Consider the following 12078-nt stretch of genomic DNA (forward strand, 5'->3'; position numbering starts at 1 on the left):
GCTAACTTGGTTTCGTTAGCCGAACGGCTAGCGAAATGGGAGGCGAAGTCATGGCCGACACGGTCCTGGTCACCGGGGGCACGGGCTACGTCGCGGGCTGGTGCGTCGCGCGGCTGCTGGACGACGGCTACGACGTGCGCACCACAGTCCGCGACGCGAGCCGGGGCGAACGGGTCCGGCGGGCCGTGGCGTCGGTGTCGCCGCGGGCGGACCGGCTGGAGTTCGCGGTCGCCGACCTGACGTCCGACGACGGCTGGAAGGAAGCCGCCGAGGGCTGCGCGTACGTGCTGCACGTGGCGTCGCCACTGGCCGGCGCGGACCTGCTCGGCCCGGCCCGCGACGGGACCCTGCGCGTGCTGCGGGCCGCGGCGGCGGCCGGGGTGCGGCGGGTGGTGATGACGTCGGCGGCCAACACGGCGAGCCCGTCGTCCTACGCCACCGACGGCGTCACCGACGAGACACTGTGGACGGACCTCGACGCCCCGGGCCTGCCCGCGTACCGCCGGTCCAAGACGGCCGCCGAGCGCGCGGCGTGGGAGTTCATGGCTTCCGAAGACTCGATGACCTTGGCGACGGTCCTGCCGGGCGCGGTGTTCGGCCCGATCCTGTCCGCGGACACGCTCGGCTCGACGCAGATCATCGCCCGGCTGCTCGCGGGCTCGGTGCCCGGCACGCCGCGCATCGGCCTGGAGGTGGTGGACGTCCGCGACCTGGCCGACGTCCACGTCCGCGCGATGACGGCTCCCGCGGCGGCGGGCGAACGGTTCCTGGCGACGGGTGAGTTCCTGTGGATGCGGGACATCGCGCTGGCGTTGCGCGAAGGCCTGGGCGCCCCGGCCGGCAAGGTGCCGACGCGGCAGCTGCCGGACATCGCCGTGCGGGTGGCGTCGCTGTTCGACCGTTCGCTGCGCGAGATCATGCCGGGTCTGGGGCGGCGCAACCGCCACAGCACCGAGAAGGCGCGTTCGGTGCTGGGCTGGTCGCCGCGGCCGGCGCGGACGAGCGTCGTCGACTGTGGCAGGAGTCTGCTCGACCACGGGGTCGTGGGTACGCTTCCGGGGTGAGCGGTCAGGAAGAAGGTCAGGGCCCGCTGGCCGAGCGGATCGGGCAGCGGATCGGCGAGCTGTCGGCCGCCGAGAGGCGGGTGGCCGAATACCTGTGGAAGCACCCCGGGATGATCGTGCTGTCGACCGCCGGGGAGCTCGGGCAGCTGAGCGGCACCAGCGACGCCACGGTCATCCGCACGGTGAAGTCCCTCGGCTACTCGGGGCTGCCCGAGCTCAAGCGCGCGGTGGGGCAGCACGTCGTGTCCGACACGCCGGCCGTCCGGCTGCGGCACCGGGTCGAGGAGGCCGGCGACGACACCGCCTCCCAGCTCGACCAGCTGCTCACGGAGTCGATCGACCGCCTGACCGAAACCCGGCGGCTGCTCACCGAGCCGGCCTTCACCCAAGCCGTCGACCTCCTCGCCGGCGCGCGCGAGGTGCTCGCCTACGGCCTCGGCGTCGCGGAGCTCCCGATGCGTTACCTCGCGACGCGCCTCCAGCGGCTGGGCCGCCGGGCCCGCAGCACCTCGGCGACGGGGTTCCGCCTCGCCGACGAGCTCCTGCCTTTGGAGCCGGGCGACGTGTTCGTGCTCAACGCCCCCGAGCGCCTGCTGCCGGACATGACGACGGCGGTCCGCCACGCCCGCACGGCCGGCGCGCGGGTCCTGCTGCTGACGGACTCGCTGGGGGCCACTTTGGACAGTCAGGTGGACGTGACACTGCCGGCGGTGCGGTCTCAGACGGGGTTGACCCAGGAGGGGCTCAGCACGACTTTGGTGGTGGACTGCCTGCTGCTGGCGGTGGCCAAGCGCGACCCGGGAGCGGTGTCGGCGAACACCTCGCTGCTGGCTGAGTTGCGGGACCGGTTGGCGCCTCGGGACATGCGCTCGCGCCGTAGCTGACGCGGCTGGTGCGGCTCACGCTGGCCCGGACGTCATGAAAGACCCTTTCACCTCGCCGGACGCGGTGAAAGGGTCTTTCATGACCTGCAAGCGCGCGATCACACCGCACACCGGTGGCCTCCGGGCACGGACAGATCCTCGAGCCGGCCACGCAGACTCGACTTCGCCGGAGCCCTGCCAAGGAGAGCGGGGGCGCGATGGTTCAGCGGCCCATCTCGATCGACCGGTCCCGCGCCGCCACCACCGCGGCCATCACCGCCGCGCGCAACGCGCGGCCCTCCAGCTCCCGCATCGCCGCGATCGTCGTCCCTCCGGGACTGCACACCGCCGCTCGCAACGCCGCCGGGTCCGCGTCCGGGGCGCCCAGCATCCGGCCCGTTCCCTCCGCCGTCGTCAGGACCAGCTCCTCCGCCAGCGGCCGCGGCAAGCCTGCCAACACTCCCGCGTCGATCATCGCCTCCGCCAGCAACGCGAAGTACGCCGGTCCGCCGCCTGACAGTGCCGTTACCGCGTCCAGCTGGGACTCCGGTACCTCGATGACCCGGCCCAACGGTGCCAGCATCGTGCGCACCCGGTCGATGTCGGCCGCCACCGTGTGGGTGCCGCCGCTGAGGGCGATCGTGCCCGCTCCCACCGAGACCGGGAGGTTCGGCATCGTCCGCACCACCGCCACGTCCGGCAAACTCGCCTCCATGCGGGCGATGGGCGTCCCGCCCACCGCCGACACGATCAGCTGCCCCGGCCGCACGTGCGGAGCCAGCGAATCCAGCAAAGCCGCGAAATGGTACGGCTTCACGACCACGAACACAGTGTCGGCCGAAGCGACCGCCGACTCCAGCGAACCGATCGCAATGCCGTACCGCGTCTCCAGATACGAAGCCCGCGCAGGGTTCTGCTCCACGACGGTGACGCCCGGAGCCAGCCCCGCCAGCAGGGCCTCCCCCATGTTCCCGCCGCCCACGATGGTCGTGCTCATCGCAGCACGAACCCCCTTCCCAGCTCGTCGTCCGGGTCGAGGCTGAACGTGCACTCGCCGGTCAGGTAAGCGTTTCCCGAGACTTCGGTGGCGACCGCGGAGCCGCCGGAGAGGACCCGGCCGGTGAACCGGGTCCCGATGATCGAGTCGTGGGTCAGCACCGCGCCGGCAGGCAGCCGGCCGTCGGCGGCCAGCAAGGCGAGCCGCGCCGACGTCCCCGAACCGCACGGCGACCGGTCGACCTGGCCGTCGGCGAAGATCGTGACGCTCCGCTGGTGCGGTCCCGAAGGCGTGTCCCCGAGGTCGTCGTAGAAGATCGTGCCGTAGATCCCGCTCAAGCGGCTGTCCGAGTGCGCCGCCCACGACGTCGAGTTCAGCGCGCCCTTGATCTCGCGCCCGGCGGCGATCAGTTCCGTGTAGTGCGACGGCGAAACCGTCAGCCCCACCGCGGAAGCCGGGACCGACGCGTAGATCGCCCCGCCGTAGCTGACGTCGACGTGTACCGAGCCCACCGGAATGTCCCGGCCGATCACGTACGCGTCCACGTTCCGGAAAGCCACCTCCCGCACGACGCCGGAAACGCACGTCACCACCGCCGTTACCCGGCCGGACGGGACGTCCATGACGACCTCGACGACACCGTCGCGAGGAGCCGGAACACGGCCGGTGCGCACCGCCCACGCGCCCAGTGCGATCGTGCCGTGCCCGCACGCCGTCGAGTAGCCGTCCTTGTGCCAGAACAGGACGCCGAACTCGGCGCCGTCGTCGTCGGGCGGGACGAGGAAGCAGCCGTACATGTCGGCGTGCCCGCGCGGCTCCCGCACCAGCAGCTGCCGGACGGCGTCGATCTCCTCGGACGCCTGCGCGGCGGCCCGGCGTTCGAGCACGGTCGCACCCGGGATGTCCGGCACGCCCGCCGTGACGATCCGGAAGGGCTCTCCGGCCGTGTGGTAGTCGGTCGTCGTGATCATCGCTCTCCCAGGATCGTGGTCAGCAGGCCCAGGTCGATGTTGCGGCCGGAAACGACCAGCACCACGGGCCGGTCCAGCGGCACGAGCCCGTCGCGGACCGCGGCCAGCGACGTCGCCGAAGCTCCCTCGGCCACCAGTCCGGCGGTCGTCACGAGCTCGCGCACCGACCGGCGGATCGCCGCCTCCGCGACGGCGACCATGGTCACCCCGCAGTCCCGCACGATCCCCGGGGTCAGGGACTCCGGTTCCAGGTTGCCGGCCAGCCCGTCCGCGATGGTCTCCCCCATCTCCACCGGCACCACACGCCCCGCGGCGCCGGCGGTCGACAGAGCGCGGCACGCCTCGGCTTCCACGCCGACCACGCGGACGTCCTGCGACGCGCGGCGGGCGCCCAGCGCCACCCCGGAGAGCAGGCCACCGGCGCCGGCCGGGACGACGACCGTGAAGTCGTCCTCGAGAACGCCGGCCACCTCGGTGAGGAGCGTGCTCTGCCCCGCGATGACGTGCGGGTCGTTGTAGGCGGAGACGTACTGGCCGGGCAGCCCGAGCGCGTGCCGCTCGGCGCCGTCGAAGTCCTCGCCCGCCAGGACGAGGTCGATCGGGTAGCGCCGCAGCGCCTCGACCTTCACGGCGGCGGCCGTCTTCGGCACCACCACGGTCGCGTCGCACGACAACAGCCGGGAACCGTAGGCGATCCCGAGCGCGTGGTTGCCCGCCGACGCCGTCACGACCGGCTTGCCCGCGTACGCCGTGAGCGCTGCCAGCGCGCCCCTGATCTTGAAGGCGCCGATCGGCTGGGCACCGTCGTACTTCAGGTACACCGGGACGTCGAGCCCGGCCTGCGGGTACGGGATGAGCGGGGTCGGCGGCAGGTGCCGGGACACGACTTCCCAAGCCTGGTCGAGAAGGGCGTCGTCAAGCACGGGCAGTCCCCCTCGCGGCCGGGAGCACCGTGGGGCCCGAATTGCAGTTCACCCGGTGCTCCAGGACGACGTCGTCGCCCTCGAACCGCAGCGTCAGCCGGTCGATGAACGGGCCCTCGAGGAAGTGCCAGGTCAGCTCCAGCACGTCCGGCTCGGCCCAGCGCGCCCCGGCCAGGACCGGCGCCGCGTCCTCCTGGTAGGAGTGGTGCAGCCGCCAGACGCTGACGCCCGTGCGCTGCTGCACCCACTCCCCCAGGCCGTGCTCGATCTTGTGCGTGCCGCGGTCGTCTTCGACGCCGAGCCGCACGATGCCGGCGTCGACCTCGACGGACAGCGATTCGACGCCCTGTTCGTTGGGCTCGAAGCCGAACACCCGCCGCGGCAGCGAACTGTCCACAACGGACTCCAGAGGCTCGGGTTCGCGAGCGCGCGCCACCCACGGCGAAAGCGATTCGACGTCGTCGGAAGAGAACGCCTGCCAGAACGCTTCGCGCAGCATGCCCGGCAGGTCGTGGTAGGTCGGGTCCGGCATCGCGCCGGTGACCACGACGACCCCGCCGTGGTCCGGGAACACCATGCACTCCTGCCCGAACAGGCCCGACGCGGAGTAGATGCCGTTCTCGCTGACCCAGAACTGGTAGCCGTACCCGGAGTCGGCGACGGCGTCCGGGCCGGGCGGCAGCAGCTCCTTGCCGGTCCACTCCCCGCTCACCGCGCGCCGCACGTGCAGGCCCGACGCCTTGCGCACCCACCCCGCCGGCAGGACGCGGTGGCCGTCCAGAACGCCGTCCCGCAGGTGCAGGACGCCGAACTTCAGCAGGTCGCGCGGGCGCAGCGACAACCCGTTGCCGCCGCTGGAAACGCCGGCCGGGTCGCGTTCCCACGTGTAGTCGGTGATGCCGAGCGGCTCGAACAGCCGCGGCCGCAGGTACTCGTCGACGGGCTCGCCCGCGACCTCCTGCACGATCGCGGAGAGGACGTGGCTGGTCGTGCTGCTGTAACGGAAACCGCGGCCGGGCCGGTCGACGACGGGTTCCTCCAGGAACTCGCCGGCCCAGCCGGTCTTGCGCAGGCGGGTCGTCGCGCCGGAGAGCCCGCGCGCGTGGCCGGTCCGCATGGTCAGCAGGTCCCGCACGCGCATCCGGGTGTCGAGATCGCTGCCGGGGAAGTAGCCGGCGACCGGGTCTTCGAGCTCCAGCAGACCTTCGGCCTCGGCGAACCCGACAGCGGCGGCCGTGAAGCTCTTGGTGGCCGAGTGCAGCTTGTGCTTGAGCTCCGGCTCGTGCGGCCACTGCCACAGGTCGTGCACCAGCTCACCGTGCCGGTGCACGAGCAGGGAGTGCACCCGCATGCCCCGCGCGGCGAGCGTGTCCAAAAGGGACCCGACGGCCCCGGTCACCGCGTGCTCCAGGCTTCGGCGAGCAGGCCGCCGAGGAAGTCCTGCACCACCGGCGCCACCCCGACGCCCCGGTGCGCGACGCCGGGAACGACGTCGAACCGCACCGGGATCCCCTGCGAGACGAAGTTGTCGCGCAAGGTCTCCAGCCGCGCGACGCGGGTGTCGCCGGTCTTCTCCACGCCGTCCATCCAGTTCGGGCCGCCGGGGTTCATGATCTCCCAGGTTTCGACGTCCTCGGCGCCGACGACCATCTGCACCGGCACCCGGCGCAGCGCGTCGAGGTCGATGCGGATCCCGAACCGCTCCTCGAAGCCGCCGGTGCCCAGCCACCACGGCAGGCTGTCGTCGAGCTGGGTGATCCGGCCCGGGGCGCCGATCGACACGCCGGCGAGGCGGTCCGGGTGCGCGTAGAAGAACCGGTGGGCGAACTGGCCGCCGCCGGAGAAGCCGTGGAGGTAGAACCGGTCACCGCGCGCGTTGAACGTGGCGGCGGCTTCGTCGACGATGTGCAGCAGCTCTTCGTCGAAGCGGATCCCTTGGTACTCCAGGAACTTGAAGCTGTGCAGCTCGCCCTTCTCGATCAGGCCCGCCGGGAACAGCGGGGTGAGGATCACGCACCGGTGCTCGATCGCGAACTCCTTCCAGCGGTCGCGGTAGAGCTCGGCCGACCGCCCGGTGCCGTGCTGGATGACCACGAGCGGCAGCGGTTCGGCGTCCGGCGTGTGGTCCTTGGGCACGTACAGCGCGTAGAACAGGCGCTGGTCGTGCTGCGAGGCGAAGAAGGGCGTGCCACCGACGAAGTGGGCGCGCTCGGAGGCGAGGTCGGTCGTGCCGGTCATGGAGAGGTGTCCTCCTCGGACGGTGGGGTTCAGTACTCCGGCACCGCTTCGGCGGCCGGAGCGGGGACAGTGGTGCGGGAAAGCCGTTCGCTCACCTTCGCCGTGGTCACGAAGGAAATCGCGAGCAGCACGGCCAGCAGGACGCCGATGCCGACGATGCCGCCGCTGAGTGTCGGGTCGGGTTCGCCGGCTTCGACGCGGGCCGAGCCGGTCAGGAACGACAGCACGAAGAGGACGCCGACCGCGAGGACCACCTCGACGCCGACCAGGGCGGGGAACACGCGCAGGGCGAGCCGGAACACCGAGCCGTCCTCGCCCGCGGCGCGGGCCCGCGCGATGCGGGGCATGAGGAGGAACTCGTTCAGCGCGCCGACGCCGATCATGGTGGCCACCAGGCAGACCTTGACCAGCAGGAACCGGCCGAAGCTGGTCGTGAGCAGCTCGCCGGGACTGCCGACGAGGCTCCAGGCCAGGTAGAGGCCGCTGATCAGCAGGCAGCCGACGGCGCACAGGGCGACGGTGCTGAACCGCGTCCAGATCTGCGCCCACGTGGCCCCGGCGCGCGGGGTGAGCCGGCGGCGGGCCGTCGCGAGCACGACGAGCGCGGCGATCCCGCCGACCCAGGTGGAGACGGCGGAGACGTGCGTGTGGTCCAGCAGGCCGTCGACGAGGGTGTCGGCGGTCTCCTTCGAGAAGTCGGTCGGCAGCAGGGTGACCTGGTAGGCGACGAAGTTGAGGACGAGCGAGGTCAGCGCGACCGCGGTCAGGCGCGCGCGCACCCGCGGCGACCACAGCAGCATGAGCACGATCGCCGACGCCGCCCAGAGGAGGTACTGGGTGAACGTCTGCGCGCCGGTCGAGAGCCACTCCCCCTTCTTGGCGGGCACCGTGACGTACTTCCAGATGCTGCCCGGCTGCAAGGCCTGGCCGTACGGGATTTCGACGCCCTTGACGCGGGCGGCCTTGCCCGCGATCTGGAAGTACAGCGCGACGAGGAACCAGCTGCCGGCGACCGCGAGCAGCAGGCTCGTCCGGCGGTGCAGCACCGTGCGGTCCGCCTCCTCGACCGACTGTCGCTTGAGGACGGGGCGCAGCACGAGCAGGTGCAGCATCGTGGCACCGATCGTCCCGATGAGGCCGGCGAAGTAGGCCATCTTCGTGACGATCCGCCACAACGCGGGGGTGGGATTGGCGACGGCGGCCGGGACTTGCGCGAGCAGGAACGACATCACGGCGGTCTCCTCGGCGGGAACTGGGGTGACCCGAGTGTAGCTGACACTTCCGGAAAGTGAAGTACGAAGTTTCCACTACAATCCGGCCCCGCAGTCCACTGTGGACAGCACGGAACCACCGCACGGCAACGCCTTGCGGTGTGCGGAAATCCGCTTCAGGCCCGCTTCTTGCGCCGCCGCTTGGGGACGGCCGAACGCTCGTCGCCCTGGACCAGCTCCGAGCGCAGCGACGTGAGCAGCTCCGAGGCCCGAGTTGCGCGGACCTCGTCGCCGGAACCCAGCTGCAGCAACAAGGCGTCGGTCAGCACCTCGGCGCTGAGCATCTCCCCGGTGAAGTTGCTCGTCGACTGCGGCGCGGCGAGCGTGACGTCCACGCGGTCGGCGAACTGCGCCCCCAGCGAGCTGGAGACCAGCAGCACCCGGGCGCCCACGGCGTGTGCGTGGTCGAGCACGACCTCGATCTCGGCCAGCAGGCGGGCCGGGGTGTAGAGCACGACGACGTCGTCGGCGCGCAGGCCCAGCAGGTCGTCGGCGAGCTGGAACCCGGTGGCCCAGCTCGCGCGGGCGCGCCGGCCCATGCGGGTCAGCCGCAGGGCGAGGTAGCGGGCGAGCAGCCCGGACCCGCCGAGCCCGAAGGCGAGCACCTCGCGCGCTTCGTCGAGCAGGCCGACCGCGGCGGCGAACTCGTCGTCCTCGACCAGCCGCCAGGTCGCCTCGAGCCGTTCGACGGCCTCGGTGAACACCCGGGCGACCGCCGAACCGCCGTTCTCCCGCTCGTCGTGGAACTGCCGCACCGGGCTGGTCGCGACCACGACCTCCTGGGCGAGGGTGCGCCGCAGGTCGAGCAGCCCACTGAAGCCGAGGGACTTCGCCGTGCGGACGACGGTCGCGTCACTGGTCTTGGTCACGCTGCCGATCTGCTCGGCGGTCGCGAAGATCGCGCGCCGGCCGTGGTCGCGCAGGTACTCGGCCACGATCCGCTCCGCCCGGGACATCCCGGCCAGGTTGCGGTTGATGCGGGCGCTCAGCGACAAGTCCTCGCCGTCGGTCATCTGCTCTCCCCTCGGCATCGCCGCATCGTAGTGGGCACCGGCGGTCACGACCGGCCGGCGAGCACGCCCGCGAAGAAGTCCTGGACGACCGGCTGCAGCTGCAGGCCCCGGTGCGCGAGCCCGGGCACGACGTCGAAGCGCACGCCGACGCCGTGTGCTTCGAAGTTGTCCCGCAACGAGGTCAGCCGTTCGACCCGCGTGTCCCCACCGGCGTCGACGCCGGGCTCGGCGATCTCCCACGTCTCGGTGTCCTCCGCGCCGACGATCATCTGCACCGGCACCGCCCGCAGCGCGTCGAGGTCCAGGTCGGTGCCGAACCGCTCGCGCAGGTCGGCCGTGCCCGGCCACCACGGCACCCGCGGGTCGATCCGGGTGACGCGGCCCGGCGCGCCGATCGACAGCGCGGACAGCCGGCGCGCGTGCAGGTAGGCGAAGCGGTGGACGAACTGGCCGCCGCCGGAGAAGCCGTGGAGCGCGAACCGCGTCCCGTCGACCCGGTACCGCTGCGCCACCTCGTCGACGATGTCGAGCAGCACCCGGTCGAACCGGACGCCGCGGAAGCTGAGGCGCTTGAAGCCGTGCAGGTCGCCCGGTTCGCCGATGCCGGCCGGGAAGAGCGGCGCGAGCACGACCGTCTCGTTCTCTTCGGCGAAGCCGCGGTAGGCGTCGCGGTAGCGCTCGGCCATCCGCTGCGTCCCGTGGACCACGACGGTCAGCGGCAGCGGTGCCGTCGTCGTGCGGTGGACGCCGGGAACGTAAAGACAGTACGAGAAGCGCTGGTCCCGCTGCGAAGCGAAGAAGGCGGTCGGGCCCGAGTGGTAGTACTCGACCGGATCCAGGACGCGCGCGTCGGCACTCGGGCGCGGACTCGACATGGCTGCTCCTCGGCTGGGGTTACGACGGGGGTGTAGCGACTACGACAGGTGTTGACATATCGGTAGCACGGTCTATCTTATCGGTAGCTGATGCTACAACATCTCGTTAAATGTAGCGAACGCTTCCAAATCTTGGAGGAAGCCGATGACCCCGCTGGTGAGCATCCGCGGACTGTGCAAGAGCTTCGGTGACGTCGAAGTCCTGCACGACGTCGATCTCGACATCCACCACGGTGAAGTGGTCGTCGTCGTCGGGCCGTCCGGCTCGGGGAAGTCGACCCTTTGCCGGTGCATCAACCGCCTCGAACAGATCAACTCGGGGACCATCACCCTCGACGGGGAGCCCCTGCCCGCCGAGGGCCGCCGGCTCGCGCAGCTGCGGGCCGACGTGGGGATGGTCTTCCAGTCGTTCAACCTCTTCGCCCACCGCACCATCCTCGACAACGTCACCCTCGGCCCGATCCAGGTCCGCGGGTTGCCCAAGCGCGAAGCCGAAACCGAAGCGCGGCGCCTGCTCGACCGGGTCGGCGTCGGCGACCAGGCCGACAAACGGCCCGCCGAGCTCTCCGGCGGGCAGCAGCAGCGCGTCGCGATCGCCCGCGCACTGGCGATGAGTCCCAAGCTCCTGCTGTTCGACGAACCGACCAGCGCGCTGGACCCCGAAATGGTGCACGAGGTCCTCGACGTGATGACCGCGCTCGCCGCCGACGGCACCACGATGGTCGTCGTCACCCACGAAATGGGCTTCGCCCGCAAGGCTGCCAACCGCGTCGTGTTCATGAGCGACGGCCGGATCGCCGAGCAGGGCACGCCCGAAGAGTTCTTCGACCGCACCGGCACCGCCCGGGCGCGGGACTTCCTGTCCAAAGTTCTCCAGCACTGATCCGTGCGACGAAGCAAGATCCAGGAGCGACCATGAGAATGCGCACCACGGCAGGCACCGCGGTGGTCACCACCGCCCTGCTGGCGGCCCTGACCGCGTGCGGCAGCGCCCCCAACCAGGCCCCCGGCGCCGCCCCCAAGCCGGCCGGCGCGGAGATCGCCGGCCAGATCGACCAGACGTCCGTGGTGGACGCCGGTCCGGTCGGGCAGAACCTGCCCAGCACGCCGATGCTGGACAAGATCCGCCAGAAGGGCGAGCTGTCGTTCGCGGGCAGCCGCAACACGATCGGCTTCTCCCAGCTCGACCCGGCCACCGGCAAGCTGTCCGGGTTCGACGCCGGGATCGCCCAGCTGCTGGCGAAGTACCTGATCGGCAAGCCCAACGCCCGCCTGCAGAGCGGTGGCTCCGACACCCGGGAAGCGTTGCTGGGCAACCACACCATCGACACGGCCATCCAGACCTACACCATCACGGAGGACCGCGCGAAGCTCGTCAACTTCGCCGGGCCCTACTACATGGCGGCCAGCGGCATCGTCGTGAAGACGTCGGACACCGGCATCACGCAGGCGAACGACCTCGCCGGCAAGAAGGTGGCCACCGAGTCCGGTGCCGCGAAGGACGCGCTCCTGAAGGCGGTCCCGACCGCGCAGCCGGTCCTGTTCGACACCGCCGCGCAGTGCGTCGCCGCCGTCGAGCAGGGGCGCGCCGAGGCGATGACGCTCAACAACGCGTCGCTCTACGGCGTGGTCGCCACGAAGAACGACGTCAAGCTGCTGGACGCGACGTTCGGGACGAACCCGTTCGGCATCGGCCTCCCGAAGGACGACCCGGCGTTCCGGGACGTCGTCAACGGGTTCCTGAAGGCGATCGAGGCCGACGGCACCTGGACCAAGCTCTGGCAGGCCACCGTCGGCAAGCTCATCAAGACGCCCGCCCCGCAGCCGCCGCAGATCGGTTCCGTGCCCGGTTCCTGAGAGGCC

Annotated in this window: 12 protein-coding genes; 4 read left to right on the plus strand and 8 right to left on the minus strand. The window is 71.4% G+C overall.

Annotated features, from left to right (window positions below; translation table 11 throughout):
- The first annotated feature begins 50 nt into the window (after positions 1-50).
- Both AB0C38_RS38505 and AB0C38_RS38510 read left to right on the plus strand, forming a co-directional pair.
- Complete coding sequence (locus tag AB0C38_RS38505) at positions 51-1064, plus strand: NAD-dependent epimerase/dehydratase family protein (RefSeq protein ID WP_360682716.1); 1014 nt, start codon at positions 51-53, stop codon at positions 1062-1064.
- Positions 1061-1948, plus strand: a complete 888-nt coding sequence (locus AB0C38_RS38510; protein WP_360682717.1) for a MurR/RpiR family transcriptional regulator — start codon at positions 1061-1063, stop codon at positions 1946-1948. Before AB0C38_RS38505 ends, AB0C38_RS38510 begins: the two co-directional genes overlap by 4 nt.
- Positions 1949-2150: 202 nt before the next feature.
- Here AB0C38_RS38510 and proC read toward each other — a convergent pair whose 3' ends face one another.
- From proC to AB0C38_RS38550, 8 genes are all read right to left on the minus strand, one after another.
- Positions 2151-2924, minus strand: a complete 774-nt coding sequence (proC, locus tag AB0C38_RS38515; protein WP_360682718.1) for a pyrroline-5-carboxylate reductase — start codon at positions 2922-2924, stop codon at positions 2151-2153.
- Complete coding sequence (locus AB0C38_RS38520) at positions 2921-3895, minus strand: proline racemase family protein (protein ID WP_360682719.1); 975 nt, start codon at positions 3893-3895, stop codon at positions 2921-2923. Before AB0C38_RS38520 ends, proC begins: the two co-directional genes overlap by 4 nt.
- Entirely contained in the window at positions 3892-4818 is a 927-nt protein-coding gene (locus AB0C38_RS38525; RefSeq protein WP_360682720.1) for a pyridoxal-phosphate dependent enzyme, read from the minus strand. The genes AB0C38_RS38520 and AB0C38_RS38525 overlap by 4 nt, the downstream gene beginning before the upstream one ends.
- Positions 4811-6217 (minus strand): serine hydrolase, encoded by a 1407-nt coding sequence (locus AB0C38_RS38530; RefSeq protein WP_360682722.1) that lies wholly within the window; start codon positions 6215-6217, stop codon positions 4811-4813. Before AB0C38_RS38530 ends, AB0C38_RS38525 begins: the two co-directional genes overlap by 8 nt.
- Positions 6214-7056 (minus strand): PHB depolymerase family esterase, encoded by an 843-nt coding sequence (locus tag AB0C38_RS38535; protein WP_360682724.1) that lies wholly within the window; start codon positions 7054-7056, stop codon positions 6214-6216. The genes AB0C38_RS38530 and AB0C38_RS38535 overlap by 4 nt, the downstream gene beginning before the upstream one ends.
- A gap of 29 nt (positions 7057-7085) precedes the next feature.
- A complete protein-coding gene (locus tag AB0C38_RS38540) occupies positions 7086-8285 on the minus strand; it encodes a DUF4149 domain-containing protein (protein ID WP_360682726.1) in 1200 nt (399 codons plus the stop codon).
- A gap of 158 nt (positions 8286-8443) precedes the next feature.
- Positions 8444-9358, minus strand: coding sequence for a MurR/RpiR family transcriptional regulator (locus AB0C38_RS38545; RefSeq protein WP_360682728.1), 915 nt, complete (start codon positions 9356-9358; stop codon positions 8444-8446).
- A gap of 26 nt (positions 9359-9384) precedes the next feature.
- Positions 9385-10215, minus strand: coding sequence for an alpha/beta hydrolase (locus AB0C38_RS38550; RefSeq protein ID WP_360682730.1), 831 nt, complete (start codon positions 10213-10215; stop codon positions 9385-9387).
- 145 nt (positions 10216-10360) lie between these two features.
- Between AB0C38_RS38550 and AB0C38_RS38555 the strand changes: the two genes are divergently transcribed.
- Both AB0C38_RS38555 and AB0C38_RS38560 read left to right on the plus strand, forming a co-directional pair.
- On the plus strand, positions 10361-11098 hold the full coding sequence (locus AB0C38_RS38555; RefSeq protein ID WP_360682732.1) for an amino acid ABC transporter ATP-binding protein: 738 nt from the start codon (positions 10361-10363) through the stop codon (positions 11096-11098).
- A gap of 32 nt (positions 11099-11130) precedes the next feature.
- Positions 11131-12072 carry a transporter substrate-binding domain-containing protein gene (locus AB0C38_RS38560; protein WP_360682734.1) on the plus strand — a complete coding sequence of 314 codons (942 nt, stop codon included), beginning with the start codon at positions 11131-11133 and terminating at the stop codon, positions 12070-12072.
- Positions 12073-12078: the final 6 nt, after the last annotated feature.

The sequence above is a fragment of the Amycolatopsis sp. NPDC048633 genome, from assembly GCF_040650695.1.
Taxonomy (GTDB): domain Bacteria; phylum Actinomycetota; class Actinomycetes; order Mycobacteriales; family Pseudonocardiaceae; genus Amycolatopsis.